The 14,461-nt window shown below is 48.7% G+C and carries 13 protein-coding genes; 6 read left to right on the top strand and 7 right to left on the bottom strand.

What is annotated here, in order from left to right; all coding sequences use genetic code 11:
- Positions 1-160: 160 nt before the first annotated feature.
- The 4 genes from NFR90_RS01985 to NFR90_RS01970 all read right to left on the bottom strand — a co-directional run bounded on the left by NFR90_RS01985 (position 161) and on the right by NFR90_RS01970 (position 4,379).
- Positions 161-1,720, bottom strand: coding sequence for a 2-isopropylmalate synthase (locus NFR90_RS01985; protein ID WP_251450169.1), 1,560 nt, complete (start codon positions 1,718-1,720; stop codon positions 161-163).
- 144 nt (positions 1,721-1,864) lie between these two features.
- A complete protein-coding gene (pssA, locus tag NFR90_RS01980) occupies positions 1,865-2,737 on the bottom strand; it encodes a CDP-diacylglycerol--serine O-phosphatidyltransferase (protein WP_251450167.1) in 873 nt (290 codons plus the stop codon).
- 14 nt (positions 2,738-2,751) lie between these two features.
- Positions 2,752-3,513 carry a phosphatidylserine decarboxylase gene (locus NFR90_RS01975; protein ID WP_289163812.1) on the bottom strand — a complete coding sequence of 254 codons (762 nt, stop codon included), beginning with the start codon at positions 3,511-3,513 and terminating at the stop codon, positions 2,752-2,754.
- 119 nt (positions 3,514-3,632) lie between these two features.
- Positions 3,633-4,379, bottom strand: coding sequence for an SIMPL domain-containing protein (locus NFR90_RS01970; protein WP_251450165.1), 747 nt, complete (start codon positions 4,377-4,379; stop codon positions 3,633-3,635).
- Between the two features lie 380 nt (positions 4,380-4,759).
- On the opposite strand from NFR90_RS01970, the gene NFR90_RS01965 reads away from it, so the two are divergent.
- Positions 4,760-5,746 (top strand): NAD-dependent epimerase/dehydratase family protein, encoded by a 987-nt coding sequence (locus NFR90_RS01965; RefSeq protein WP_251450164.1) that lies wholly within the window; start codon positions 4,760-4,762, stop codon positions 5,744-5,746.
- A 54-nt stretch (positions 5,747-5,800) separates the two neighbouring features.
- Here the strand turns inward: NFR90_RS01965 and NFR90_RS01960 are convergent, their stop codons facing one another.
- Positions 5,801-6,463, bottom strand: coding sequence for a hypothetical protein (locus tag NFR90_RS01960; protein WP_251450162.1), 663 nt, complete (start codon positions 6,461-6,463; stop codon positions 5,801-5,803).
- A 187-nt stretch (positions 6,464-6,650) separates the two neighbouring features.
- Between NFR90_RS01960 and NFR90_RS01955 the strand changes: the two genes are divergently transcribed.
- Positions 6,651-7,487, top strand: coding sequence for a DUF805 domain-containing protein (locus NFR90_RS01955; protein ID WP_251450160.1), 837 nt, complete (start codon positions 6,651-6,653; stop codon positions 7,485-7,487).
- 23 nt (positions 7,488-7,510) lie between these two features.
- On the opposite strand, the gene radA is transcribed toward NFR90_RS01955, so the two are convergent.
- A complete protein-coding gene (gene radA / locus NFR90_RS01950; protein WP_251450159.1) occupies positions 7,511-8,965 on the bottom strand; it encodes a DNA repair protein RadA in 1,455 nt (484 codons plus the stop codon).
- A gap of 163 nt (positions 8,966-9,128) precedes the next feature.
- Here radA and wbaP point away from each other — a divergent pair, with 163 nt between their 5' ends.
- Genes wbaP through rfbD form a run of 4 tightly spaced genes read left to right on the top strand, consistent with a single transcriptional unit; the run spans position 9,129 to position 13,056 of the window.
- Positions 9,129-10,580: an undecaprenyl-phosphate galactose phosphotransferase WbaP gene (gene wbaP / locus NFR90_RS01945; protein WP_251450150.1), complete on the top strand. Its 1,452-nt coding sequence runs from the start codon at positions 9,129-9,131 to the stop codon at positions 10,578-10,580.
- Between the two features lie 6 nt (positions 10,581-10,586).
- Positions 10,587-11,666 (top strand): dTDP-glucose 4,6-dehydratase, encoded by a 1,080-nt coding sequence (gene rfbB / locus NFR90_RS01940; RefSeq protein WP_251450141.1) that lies wholly within the window; start codon positions 10,587-10,589, stop codon positions 11,664-11,666.
- Entirely contained in the window at positions 11,663-12,205 is a 543-nt protein-coding gene (gene rfbC, locus NFR90_RS01935) for a dTDP-4-dehydrorhamnose 3,5-epimerase (protein ID WP_251450139.1), read from the top strand. The genes rfbB and rfbC overlap by 4 nt, the downstream gene beginning before the upstream one ends.
- On the top strand, positions 12,202-13,056 hold the full coding sequence (gene rfbD / locus NFR90_RS01930; RefSeq protein ID WP_251450136.1) for a dTDP-4-dehydrorhamnose reductase: 855 nt from the start codon (positions 12,202-12,204) through the stop codon (positions 13,054-13,056). The genes rfbC and rfbD overlap by 4 nt, the downstream gene beginning before the upstream one ends.
- Here rfbD and NFR90_RS01925 read toward each other — a convergent pair.
- Positions 13,053-14,393, bottom strand: coding sequence for a phosphoethanolamine transferase (locus NFR90_RS01925; protein WP_251450134.1), 1,341 nt, complete (start codon positions 14,391-14,393; stop codon positions 13,053-13,055). The genes rfbD and NFR90_RS01925 overlap by 4 nt on opposite strands.
- Positions 14,394-14,461: the final 68 nt, after the last annotated feature.

Below are 14,461 nucleotides of genomic sequence, written 5' to 3'. Positions count from 1 at the left end.
CATTCAGCCGGTTTCGAGGTCCTCTTCCGTATAGAACCATTACGGGCTGAATTAAGACTAATCAGACTCTAATCAATATCCGAAACTTTTCCATACTCAGCCGCGGCAGACCTAAAAGTGAAAACGGGCGTTAATACGCCCGTCCGAAACAAAAAGAAAATTAAGGAGTCGGTTCCTGACCGAACTGCGGATTGGTTCTCTCCGCCTGATTCGTGAGCTTATTCAGCGCGTCAAGGTAAGCTTTAGCACTCGCGGCAAGAATATCCGGGTCTGAACCGTTGCCGTTCACAACTCGTCCGCCTAAAGTCAGTCTGACAGTAACTTCGCCCTGAGACTCCGCTCCGCTCGTCAGCGCGTTGATCGAGAAAAGAAGCAGCTCTGCCCCGCTCTTGGCGCAGCTTTCAATTGCTCTGAAAGTCGCATCAACCGGACCGTTGCCGTCTGCTCTTCCGACCCGCTCTTCGCCGTGGTCCATGTAAACAACCTCCGCCTGAGGACGCTGTCCTGTCTCACTCGACTGTTTCAGTGAAACAAAATGAATCGCCTGCTGCACTACATTGCGTGTATCAAAGAGCGACTGAATGTCTTCATCAAAAATTTCAGACTTGCGGTCTGCCAGATCTTTAAAGCGTGCGAACGCTTCATCAATCTCTGTTTCACTCTTGGTCGGAATCGCTAGTTCACGAACTCGCTGACGGAAAGCAGAACGCCCAGAGAGTTTTCCCAGCACCATACGGTTGCTCTTCCAGCCGACAGACTCCGGAGTCATGATTTCATAAGTTTCTTTGCTCTTTAATACGCCGTCCTGATGGATACCGGAGGCATGAGCAAAGGCGTTGGCGCCCACAATCGCTTTATTAGGCTGAATCGGGAAGCCGGTAATGGAAGAAACCAGTTTGGAAGCCGGGACTAACTGCTGGGTATTAATGTCCACGCCAAGGTTAAAGTAGTCGTTGCGGGTCTTGACCGCCATAACGAGCTCTTCCAGCGCGCAGTTGCCGGCTCTTTCTCCCAAACCGTTAATCGAGCATTCCACCTGACGGGCGCCGCCGTGGATGACGCCGGAGAGCGAATTGGCAAGCGCAAGTCCTAGGTCATTATGACAGTGCACCGACCAGACGGCCTGATCCGCGTTATAAACATGCTCGCGCAGATCTTTAATGAAATGTCCGAACTGAGACGGAAGCGCATAGCCGACCGTGTCCGGAATATTGATCGTGGTCGCGCCTTCGCGGATCGCAGCTTCAATGATGCGATACAGGAATTCCGGCTCTGATCTCGAAGCGTCTTCACAGGAAAACTCAATATCGTCCGTATATTCTTTTGCGACACGAATCGCTTCAACCGCACGCGCGATAACCTGCTCAGGCGTCATCTGGAGTTTCTTCTCCATATGCAGCGTAGAAGTCGCGATGAACGTATGGATACGTCTTCTCGGAGCTGCGGCAATCGCCTCGCCCGCTTTGCGGACGTCTTCGACTTTTGCTCGCGCGAGCGAGCAGACCGTGGAATTGCGAATCGATTTCGCAATCGCGCAGACCGCTTCGAAATCTCCCTGTGAAGCGGCCGCGAAACCGGCCTCAATGACATCCACACCCAAAAATTCCAGTTTTTTGGCGATTCTCAGTTTGTCCGAAGCGCTCATGCCGGCTCCGGGACTCTGTTCTCCGTCGCGCAGAGTGGTATCAAAAATAATGAGTTTATCGCGTACTTTGTTCATTTTTATTTCTCTTTAGGTTTTGGCCCGTAACCTATTAAGTATAGAGGTCAAAGACTTTCGCACCAAGTTTTTTGCCATTGTTTTACCGCAGCGAACAAGAAAAAAGCCCGGACAATGCCGGGCGGAATTATGCGGATCTACAGCTTAGTGCTGCTCATCCTCTGGTTCGTCAAAATCAATATCGGAACGCTGAGGAATGACCGGGTTGGGCTGTCCGGTGTACCAGAGATAGAACTGATAAACAAAACCGGAAAGCGCATACAGGCAGAAGAGGATAAAGACCATCAAGGCCGGATCCGTCGACAGGATAAAGAGCAGAATCACGGCGGCGATCAGAACCCAGAAAGGCACGCTTTTGCCGTAATGGAAGCTCTTGCCGGAATAGAACGGCGCATTGCAGACCATGGTAAGACCTGCATAAACCGTAATAATCATGGCAAGCCAAGGCAGCCAGTCACTGTTCACCGGCATTCTCTGATCCACAGCGAGCCAGACAAAACCTGCGACCAACGCAGCGGCCGCCGGAGAAGGCAGTCCCTGGAAGAAGCTCTTATCCACTACGCCGATGTTCGTGTTAAAGCGCGCAAGACGAAGTGCTGCGCCCGCGCAGTACACAAACGCCGCGGCCCAGCCGAGTCGTCCGAGATCGTGAAGCGCCCACTGATAAACCACCATCGCAGGCGCCATACCGAACGCGCACATATCGGCGAGCGAGTCAAACTGCTCGCCAAATGAACTCTGAGTATGTGTGAGGCGCGCGACACGGCCGTCGCAGCCGTCCAGAATCATGGAGACGAAAATCGCGATCGCTGCCTTCTCGAAGTCGCCCGCCATAGCGATCACAACCGCATAGAAACCGGAGAAAAGACTTGAGAGCGTAAAAAGATTCGGCAGTAAATAAATGCCTTTTTTACGAACCGTGTTAATTCTCTCTTTCACAAGAGCCTGCGGCGTTACGCGAGGACGCGGTTTGAAGTTTCTTCTGAGCGCCGGTCTGTTTTTATTTTGAATTGCCATTGGAGCGTCTCCGGTTATTTGACTTCCGGCTCTGCAGTCGGTGTCATCTGTTCAGCAGTCTGAACTTCAGCTTCTGCGGCGGCAGGAGCATTCAACTCGGGAGCTTCTTCCGAAGACTCCGGCTTCTGAGGGTTCAAAAGCGCAAGAACGGTATCAGCGGCACGAACTTTCTGACCGACAAAAACCAAAACTTCCGCGTCTGTCGGAACATAAATATCCACACGAGAACCGAAGCGGATAAAACCGAAGCGTTCGCCTCTTGTCACTTCCTGACCGATATGCAGATGGCAGACGATGCGCCGTGCGATCAGCCCGGCGATCTGCACGCATGTGATCACAGGGCCTTCGTCAGACTGGATCACAATCGCATTACGTTCGTTTTCGCTGCTGGCCTTGTCAAGATCGGCGTTGAGGAATTTGCCGGGCTTGTAGTAGATCGCTTCAACCTTTCCGCCGATCGGGCTGCGGTTGGAGTGAATATTAAAGACATTCATAAAAGTCGAAATCAGGACTTCTTCCTTGCCTGTGTAAGGATTCTCGACCTTTTGAATCTTGCAGATGCGGCCGTCGGCGCCCGCAAGCACGCTGTGCGGCGTCTGGCTGATCTCTCGCGGAGGATCGCGGAAGAACTGAATAACAAAAATCAGGATGACCCAAAAGATAAAGGAGATAAAGCCTCCGATGAGCCACCAAACTAACAGCGCAATGAATATGGCTGCACCGATAATGCCCCAACCTTCTTTAGCCAAGATGGGATATGAAGAATTTAATTTCAAGCCTTTCTCCTTTACTGGTTCAGGCAGCACTGCTCACGCAACATGCTGAGCGTGCCGACTCAAGTGGCTATTTTAGCCAAAAAAAGCTTCTGTAAATGTTTACGATTAATGAGAACGCATTAAGGCGTTAATGGGGAGTCCACGGTCAGGGTCGCTGCAACCGACATGGAAAGCTTGGTTGAACCTGCTTCAAATGCCGGAGCCGCGACTTTTGCGTTCGCTGCCGCGCTCATATAAACGCCTCTAGCCATCACGCCTTCGGGGAATCCTCCGTCTGTAAATTCAAGTTTTTTGAATTTCAGTGACTGAGGCGCAAGCTTCATCGCAAGCGCCACGGATTCGGTCTGCTGATTCAGGGCCTGCACGGCCGCCTTTGAGAGATGATCCCGGGCGAACGATTTTGCTTCGTCGCTCATAGAGTACGAGACACCGTCTAAAGCAAGGCCGGACTGCTGCGCTAACTGCACGAGAGAACCTACTCCGTCTACATCTTCAGTCACCACGCGAATCGACTGTCTGGCTCTCCAACCTGCGATTTGGGGCGCCTCTCCTTTTTTTGGTTCGGTGTAAACCGCCTGGGTGTAGTAGCCGTCGTTTTCAATACGTACCATTGAAGAAAACTCTCGGATTGTCCCCTGAGCCTTTGTCATAGCCGCGTTAACCTTGCTTTGCGCATCCGCCAGATCATGCTCTTCGGCCTGCGCATAAAGGCGTATCGTAGCCAGATCATTTTTAAAACTCAGCTGAGCGGTCGCTGTGAGCATAATCTGCGCGTCTTTGCCCTCAGGCTGCAGATTGAATTCTTCAGCAGAGCTTGTGACGGCCGCAGCAGCCATAACCGTCGCGGCAACAACAGATTTAAACATTGTTCAGCCTCCTTTATACAAATCGTTTCATCAAAGTCCGGTTAAACTAGCACATCACTTATCACTTATGAGTCCATCGGTAACTATTTCCGGTATACCGCTAATAAATTTGAATAACGTATATACCAAAATTATGTGCTTTTCCTAGTTTAGACTCACATACGAATGACAATTAGACACGGCAATTTTCGCCAAACCTGCACAATCGTCGTCATAATTGTCCAATCTATTGATATCATCCATGAGAAATGTTTAGTTAACGACTCGTAAAAAGGACAAATGCGGCGGAAAGCTCAGATATTAGGAAAACTACCTTAATAACAATTACTAATACTCTTAGATCGCCTCTGCGCCTAGAATGCCTGTACAGGAGAAAAAGAATGGTTATGCGAGCCGCAGTTTTTGGTGGTGCCGGTTTTGTCGGTACAAACTTGGTCTATCGGTTGATAGATAACGGCTGTCAAGTTTTTAATTTTGACAACCTTTCCGGATTAGGAAATCTGCTGAATATTGCCGAGCTCATGCAGCAAAGCAATCATAGTTTTGCGCGCTGCGATGTGACAAACTCCGAAGAGATTCGTCAGTCGCTGCTCATGGCCGCGCCCAATACGATCTTTTTCTGCATTACTCCGAAAAAGCTGGACAGCAGCAATGCGCTCGAGCCCTTTGAATGCTTTCTAAAGACACTTAAAAACTGGCGGGAAACCTTTGCCGATCGTGTTCTTCCGGTCAGCAAGATTGTGATCGTGATTTCTGAGTTCCACAAATCTCAGAAACAGCTGAAAAAGGTCTATGACGACATTAAAGCGGTTATTGATCAGTATGTCGCCGAGGGCCTGCCGGTCACATCTCTTTTTGTACCGATTGCTTTCGGGCCTTTTCAGCAGCCCGACAGCCCGATTCCGCTCATCATCTATCGCGCGATCGAAGGCGAGACTATTCCGGTCATGTATCCGGAAGAGCCGGCCGGAGATCTGGTCTACGTCAAGGATGTCGCGGAGGCCTGTCTTTTAGTTGAAGACCGCGGTCAGATCGGCGTTCATTACGAGATGGAGGGAACTCAGCCCTCTTTCACAAATATCGAAGCGGCCGACTGTATCTGTTCAGTGCTGAATAAATACCTTCCTCCGCCGGTGGGACGCTACCAGGCACTCATCGAGGAGATCGCCGCGGATACACCGCCTGCTCCTGAAATTCCGAAGAATGAAGCGAGTCTGGATAGACTCGGTCACCTTACTAAAACACCGCTGAGCGAAGGGCTTTCTGCCACAGTCAAGTGGTACTTGGATAATGATCGCTGGTACAGCCAATCGAAGACAAGGTTCTTCTATCTCTGGCAAAACCCGGAAAACGTTTTATCGTCATAAAACTTAAGGCCTGGAAAATTTTCCTCGGGCCTTTTGTCTGTTTTGTGCAGCGGATTACTTGATCTTGTTGGTTTTAGACCAGCGCTCCTCTTCGTCCTCCCCAAGGAAAACACTCTGGATGCTTGCCGCCTTCATGCTCGGCACAAAATCAAGACCCGGCTGAACCAGATTTTGGAATCTCGGATCGCTTGTAATCTCCAGGATGGACCAGCGAACCGCCTTATCCAGCCCTGCGGCTAAACGGCGGCATCCGTCCTGCATGTTTTTAAGGGAATCCGTAGGCACGTTGTAGACAACCGCCGCTTTCATGGAGGAGCCGTTTGAAGAGAAGAGCTCCATATTGATTCGCCAAGCCAGCATCGTCGGCTCAGCTTGAATCTTGACTGAATCGATCAGGTTGTAGATTTTGACCTTCGGTTTGTCCTGATTCAAAGCGCCGCCGTTTTTCAGGTCCGCCATAAAGGCGTTTTTCCAATAAGCGGCAAACGCATCATTGAGGTTTTTATATTTTTCTTCCCCCGGGATCGGAAAAATCGTTCCTGCGCAGTCAAGATCCATCGCTTTAGCTACTCGAACTTCCGCCACCGCGACATCTTCGGCCTGAAGACGTTTAACACTTCGCGCGTTCTGCGCGTTAGGCTCGTAGGCGTTGGTTACATAAGGCTCAGGCGTACTGCAGCCGCTGAGCAGCACCGCGCTGAGAGACGATAAGAGCAAACAAATCCTGAATCGATTAAGCATAGACAATTGAACATCACGGGTTTAAGACGCCTCTATTGTACGAGCAAAAGATGAATTTCTTTCTTCCGGAGGTTTATGGACGCAAATTGGAGAACGGAGCGTATAAGTCTGCAGACTTTCCACTAAACTCATTGGAAAGAACTCAAAAGAGGAGACTAAAAAAATGATTTTTGCCTGGTACCGCCACTGCTTTAAAAAATATTTTTCCGGCGGCGGCAGAGCTTCCAGAAAAGAGTATTGGAGTTTTACTCTGATCAATGCCGCGATATTCATACTCTTCTGGCTGATCTCCCGAGTGGTGGACGCGCCCGCGGATCCTGCGGCAGTCGGACAGGCCGATGCGCTTCCGGAAGATCCGGTGCTTTCAATTCTCTTCGGAACGCTTTATCTGATTTTTATTCTGGCGATCTTAATACCGTCATTTGCCGTCACAATGCGCAGACTGCACGACAGAAATCACAGCGCATTATGGATTCTGGCTCAGTTTATTCCGGTACTGAACCTCGTTGTACTGATTATGCTTTTACTGCCCTCCAGCCCGCGTCCGAACGCATACGGGCTGAGAGCGCCGAGAACACCCGATGATATTGTTCCGAATATCGCGCAAAACATTTACGGTCCCTACGGTCAAGTGGTATACACTTCCGACAGTAACAATCCGTATGAACCGACACGGCAAACCACTTCACAAGGAACACCTATGGCACAGCAAAACTCGGGCGAAGTTCAGACCAACAGTGCAAACCATCGTCCCATGAAAGCGGATGAATCCGGAATTGTCTCTCTTCTCAAAGGACTTTCCGGTGCGAAGGCTCAGGCAAAATCGCCTGAAGCCGCACACGAAACCGTCTTAGACGAGATCATGAAAGAAGATCTGCTCAATGCGGATACTCAGGCGGGTATCGCTGTCGAGCCCGCTGCAGATAAGTCGAACCATCGTCCGATGACGCCGCAGCAGTCCGATCTGGTCGGTTTTCTGAATCAGATTTCTAAAAGCTGACAACAGCATCTAAGAAGCGGCGGCTACTCTTCCGGATAGACTTCTTCGTCATGTCTTCTGGCGGTGGATCCGAAAATAATCCGCATCGCTTCCTTCAGGTTGTCGACCCCGACAATTTCCACGCCCGGGATATCCTGGGCTTTATTTTTAAGGGGGACAATCAGGCGGCTGAATCCGAGTTTAGCTGCCTCACGGATTCTCTCCTGTCCTCTTGCGACCGGTCTGATTTCCCCGCCCAGACCGACTTCTCCGAAGATCGCCGTTTTGCTGCTTACAGGACGATTGCACATAGAAGAAACAATGGCCGTCAGTACAGCCAAATCGCTTGCGGTTTCCGTGATTTTTATACCGCCGACTGCGTTTAAAAACACGTCCTGATCATACGTCGGCAGGTTCACATGCCTGTGCAGGATGGCAAGAAGCATTGTCAGGCGCTGCCCGTCCGTCCCTACTGTCAGTCGTTTCGGATTAGGTAGCATGGATTTATCCACGAGTGCCTGAATCTCAATCAGAATCGGCCTTGTCCCTTCCAAATTAATAAATGTGACGCTGCCGGGGACACCTTCGCGCCGCTCAGCGAGAAACAGAGCGGAAGGATTGCGCACGCCTCTGAGTCCTTTATCCGTCATCCCGAAAACGCCGATCTCATTGACCGAACCGAAGCGGTTTTTACAGGCCCTGAGGATGCGGTAGTTGGACTCCGGATCACCCTCGAAATACAGTACCGTGTCGACCATATGTTCAAGCACACGGGGACCTGCCATTGCGCCTTCCTTAGTGACATGACCGACAAAAATCACGCCGATGCCTTTTCTTTTGGCGATTCGAGTCAGTCTCGCCGCGCATTCCTTTACCTGAGAGACTGATCCCGGAGCTGCCGACAACTCTTCAGAAAACAGCGTCTGAATGGAATCGATAACAACCCACTGCGGAGAGACATCATCAATGACGGCTTCAATTTTTTCCAATTGAATTTCACTGATAAATTTCAAACCTTTGGTACTGACTTCCAAACGCTGAGCTCTGAGCGCGACCTGTGTCGGACTTTCTTCGCCGCTCGCATAAAGACAGACTTGGCCCAGAGCGACCATCTTGCACATTGACTGCAGCAGCAGTGTTGATTTACCGATACCCGGATCTCCGCCGATAAGAACGACTGAGCCGGGAACAAAGCCGCCTCCGAGCGCTCGCTCGAGTTCGGCGAATCCAATCAGAATCCGCGGTGACTCTTTGGCTTCAATCTCCGACAAGTCAACGATATCAGAGGTGCCCGCAAAAGAAGCTCTGCCTCTGCCCGCGGTCGAAGAAGCCGACTTCGATTCCGCTCTGGCGAATCGATTGGTGCTTTCAGCCTCGATACGAAATTCTTTCATTGTGTTGTAGGCCTTACAGGACGGGCACTGACCGAACCACTTAGGAGCGTCATAACCGCACTCTGAGCAGACCCAGGCGGTTTTGGTTTTTGATTTTGAAGCCATAATCTTTAAAAAAACGTTTTACGCATTTTAGTCATTCTATTGTAGGCAATTGTGCGACAATTGATGTCCTTAAAATTAATAGCAGATCCCAAATTGCTGTACCATTCACAGTCCGAAGATGCTGAGAGTAGAATTCAGGACAATATCCTTACCAAGCATACCGATGAAGCCAGTAAAGATCTCATTTTCAGACCGGTTCAGCTCTACGCTGCAGCCGATTTTTCTGCTGTGCTTGGATTATGTCTCCATTATTGCGGCGGAAGCTTTTGCCGTTTTATTCCGTGAATGCGTTTTAGTGCTTCTTGATCGTGAATATGACGCCTTTGATATTGGAGATCTGGATTTTTACGTCCTTATTCCTCTGGTATTTCTCGTCTTCCTTCACTGGGGACGTACTTATATTCGGCTGCTTTCCATCGGAGAAATGGTACGCAGAACTTTTTATTCTGTGCTCTACGCCATTATCGCTTCGATTGTGGTTTTATTCCTCGCCGGCAAAGCGCCGGTTATTTCCCGACTCTTTATTACCTTCTTAGGCATTTTTGTTTTCATTTTTGTCTGCTTTGCCCGCTTGGTTTGGCGTTTTATCTGCAATCGATGGGATCTGCTTTTGGAGCCGACCATCCTCATCGGTTCGGATCAAACAGCACGCAGACTCTTAAACTATACGGCGAGCAACTCTTTCTTCGGAATTAAGGTTGTCGGAATTATCGATGACAGTCCAAAAGGTAAAGCGCTTGAAGGAAAGTTTCCGCTCCTCGGACCTCTTGCCGAGGCCCAGGAGATCGTTAGGAAAACGAAAGTCCAGAATGTCCTCGTGCTTGCCCCCAACATGAAATCGCAGAGGCTGCACAGTTTAATGGACAGTCTCTTCCCCTACGTAAAAAACATCTCGTTTGTTCCCAGTACTGAGGACATGCCTGTTTCCAACATGGAGATCCATCGACTCTACTCGGAGAACATGGTTGTTATTTCGGTAAAGAACAACCTCTCGAGATGGTACAACCAGGTTTTCAAACGGGCATTTGACTTCTTAGCGGCGCTTTTCGGCACTTTATTGATCTCGCCTTTCTTAGCGGCAATAGCGCTCATTATTGTCTGCACAAGTCCCGGGCCTGCGATATATGCTCATCGCCGTGTCGGAAAGAACGGGAAGCACTTTAACTGCTACAAGTTCCGTTCAATGGTACAGAATGCGGATGAGCAGTTAAAACAATATCTGGCAGCCAATCCTAAAGCGGCAAAAGAATGGGCTGAAACACAGAAACTCAAACATGACCCGCGTGTTACAAAAATCGGCGCGTTTCTGCGCAGAACTTCTCTGGATGAGCTGCCGCAGCTCTTTAATGTCATTATCGGGCAAATGAGTCTGGTGGGACCAAGACCGATTGTTGACTCCGAAATTCCAAAGTATGGTGAGTTCTTCTCTGACTACAAGATGGTTCGTCCCGGAATGACAGGTCTATGGCAGACAAGCGGCAGAAGCGACACCTCTTACGATAGACGGGTCCGGCTTGATGCATGGTATGTACGCAACTGGAACATTTGGCTTGACATCAGTCTTATTGTTAAGACAATAAGGGTTCTTCTCAGTTCTAAAAACGGGGCATATTAACCAGTCATGAGAATTCTTGTCACCGGCGGCTGCGGCTTCATCGGCTCTACTTTTATCCTTCAGCAGCTCAGTCTTGGAAGAACCGTTCTTAACCTTGATGTTCTTTCCTACGCTGGAAATCCTGAAAATTTATATTCTGCCGCCTGCTCCCCAAACTATTATTTTGCGCATGGCGATATTGGCGATCGAGTTCTGGTTTCCGGACTGCTTCAGGAATTTTGTCCGGACGCAGTTGTCAATTTCGCCGCTGAAACGCATGTAGACCGCTCTATAGTCGATCCGACACCCTTTTTTAAAACCAATGCGTACGGAACAGCGTCGCTTTTGATCGAAACACTAAACTGGTGGAAGAATTTGTCAAAAGCACAGCGGGAATCATTTCGTTTCTTACACATTTCCACGGACGAAGTATTTGGCTCGCTCTCTGGTGATGAAGCGGCTTTTTCTGAGGAAAGTCCATATCGCCCGAGAAGTCCTTATTCCGCTTCAAAAGCCGCCGCAGATTTTTATGTTCGTTCTTTCCATGAAACATATGGCCTGCCGACTTTAATCACAAACTGCTCGAATAATTACGGACCGCGCCAGTATCCTGAGAAATTCATACCGCTGCTAATCATCAATGCGCTGCAGGGAAAACGGCTGCCTATTTATGGAAACGGAGCCAATATTCGAGACTGGCTCTACGTTGAAGACCACTGTCAGGCCATTGACACAGTCCTGACCCGTTCGCATCCCGGAGAAACCTACAACATCGGCGGCAATTGCGAACAAAGCAATCTCGACATAGCACACGCTGTAACGAAAATGCTTGATAAAATCAAACCCAGGGCAGACAAAAAGTCTTACAGCGATCAAATTGCTTTCGTTAAAGACCGGCCTGGGCATGATTTCCGCTATGCCATAAATACAGAAAAAATCTGTCGTGACTTTGGATGGAGACCGACGCATACCTTAGCCTCCGGTCTTCACGATACCATCATCTGGTATCTCGCCAATAACGGATGGCTTGAAACCATCAAAAGCCGTTCATACAAAGAGTGGTATGAATTGAATTACGCCGAACCTCGCTTTGAGAATGAAAAATGAACGTCATTGCTTCAGACCTTTCCGGAGTATTGGAAATAAGGCCGAAGGTATTTTCAGACGAACGAGGCTTTTTTGTTGAAACCTGGCAGTCGGAGCGCTATTGCTCGCTTGGGCTTCCCGAAAGATTCGTTCAGGACAATCACTCGTTTTCAGTCAAAGGAACACTGAGAGGACTGCATTTTCAAAAAAAGTCTCCGCAAGGCAAGCTGATTTACGCGGTCACCGGCGAAGTATTTGATGTCGTCGTAGACATTCGCAGAGATTCTCCGACGTTTGGTTCCTGGCGTTCTTTTTGTTTATCTGAGAAGCAATGCAATCAGCTGTGGATTCCGCCCGGATTTGCGCATGGATTTTTAACGCTCTCTCCTTCTGCGCACATTATCTATAAGTGCACAGATTTTTACCATCCTGAAGACGAAGGCAGCATCTGCTGGAATGATCCGACTCTGTCGATCAGCTGGCCTCTTTACGATTCTCCCCTTCTCAGCAAGAAGGATGCCGCGGCTCCGAGCTTCAGTGAAGTCCTTAAATCACTATGAAAATACTGATTACCGGCGCCAAAGGACTTCTTGGACAAGCGCTTACTCAAGCTTTAAAAACGGAAAGACCGGTTTTAGCCGGCAGAGACGAGCTCGATGTCACAAACTTAGAGGACTTTAAAAAGTTCGCCTCTGAAGTTAGGCCGGATGTCATTGTCCATTGTGCTGCCATGACCGATGTCGACGCCTGCGAAACGGATAAAAGACAAGCATACCTCGTCAACGCCGTAGGATGCGGATACGCTGCAGCCGTCAGCCGTCTCGTTAAAGCAAGACTCATTTCCATCTCAACGGATTATGTCTTTGACGGGAAACAGTCCGAACCGTATGGAGAAGAAGATGCGGCAAACGGCGGAGATTCCGTATACGGACGTTCAAAATTTATCGGAGAGGAGTTCATTCGGGCGTTAAATCCCAAGCACGTTATTATTCGCACGGCGTGGCTGTACGGCCGCGGCGGAAAAAACTTTGTTGATTCCATGCTTTCACTTTCTCGGAAAGGAGTTCCTGAACTCAAAGTTGTTTCCGATCAGCGCGGAAATCCCACAAGCGCTGTCAGCGTTGCAGAAAAAATCCGAGAAATATTACAGCGGCCGGAAATTAAAGGAACTATTCATGTCACGAGCGAAGGTTCGGCAACTCGATATGAATTTGCTGAAGAAATTTTTAGACTTGCGAATATTTCGCAAAAGGTCGTTCCGTGCAGCTCTGAGCAGTTTCCGAGGCCGGCGCCCAGGCCAAACAATTCTTGTCTGTCTAAGAACGCTCTTCGACGGTACGGTTTGTCTCCCATGCCGGACTGGCGTTCGGAGCTTAAAAAATACCTAGGCTCATTGAAGAAAGAAAATTAATAGATTTCCTGATTCTTTTTTTGTTTTTTTAGTTCCGTAATTTCCTTCGGCTCGGTCCACAAATACTTCGGGTTGAGCCAGGATTTTTCCGCATACGGGAATCTGCATTGAATTCCCGCGATATCGAGCAGCAAATAAGAAAGCCAATCGCCTCTGAACGGCCTCTTTTCTAAATCCTCAGAGATTAGCTTCATATCCGCTCGATTTGTCCAAAAGAGAAACGGTATTGTATATCCGCCTAACGTTGTTGAGGAATGCCCCATCAAATCATCACGACGGCCTGTCTCTGCGCCATGGTCGGATAAGTAAACCCAGGAAACAGGCTGCCCGGCTGAGTGCTCTTTAGTAATTTCAAAAGTCTTCGCGAGGATCGTATCCTGATATAGCATTGCCAGATCATATTGACTTTTCAGAAGCTGATTTCTCAGGCTTTGACCGTTATTTTTCAGCATCTGCTTTACTTCATCATTTTCGTCCCAATTAGGTTTGAGATCATGTGGATATCTCAGGGAAAAATGAGGATGAAGTCCGATTAAATGCACAATGATAAGTGTTTTTCCATGTGCTTTTTCCAGTGCTGACGCCAATTCCGGAAGCACTTTTTCATCCATAGAAGCGCTTGAGCGGCCGCCTTTTCTGTTCAAACTGACGTTCTCATCGGAAAAAGTCTGATATTCCGCATGTATCGCCGTATCCTCCTGATTACTGATCCATACAATATGAAATCCGGCTTTCTTAAAAAATGCCAGGACATGACCGTGTCCAGGCAAAGGCGCAGGATCGAACTCAAGCATCGTATTAAATGCCGCTACCGTACTGAATCGAGTGGAGTACGCGATTTTTGCTTTGAGGAAATTTCTCTCGTTTTTATCAATCTCCTCTAAACGAGGCGTTGTCTTTCTGGAGTAGCCGTACAAACTCATGTCTTCGCGGTTCATGCTTTCGCCTATTACTAAGACAATCGTCTGCGGCTTATCTCCGGCTTGGGTAATGTATTTTTCTGCGGTGTTAAGGTACTTTTCGTTTTCCTTTTCAATATTTGCCCAGAAATCTTTTTGAATGCTTAACTGGTGATACAAGTCCATATACACGCAGATTGGAAACCTGTTGCGCCATGCATCCTGGTAAAAGGAGAAGCAGAAAAGAAGCAGAAGAAGAAACGCGACTCCGTCTAATATTTTGGAAACGACAGGCTTTGCAGCAAGCAATTTAACCAAAGCATATACATAAACAGCGTACGCAAAAATGGCAAGGCAAGTCCAAAGAACAATATCCTGCAGACTCGTTTGAATGTAGTCTGATGCTTCTTTTTGATTCGTGTTTGAGATGGACTCCACGATGAACCTCGAAGTAAGACTTGCATCATAGTTCTCGTAGAAATATCCCTGCAATCCGCAATAAGAAA

Origin of the sequence: Parasutterella muris (genome assembly GCF_943193095.1) — a bacterium.
Taxonomy (GTDB): Bacteria; Pseudomonadota; Gammaproteobacteria; order Burkholderiales; family Burkholderiaceae_F; genus Parasutterella; species Parasutterella muris.
The sequence above is the reverse complement of the archived record's forward strand: the minus strand, read 5'-3'. Positions and strand labels throughout refer to the sequence as shown.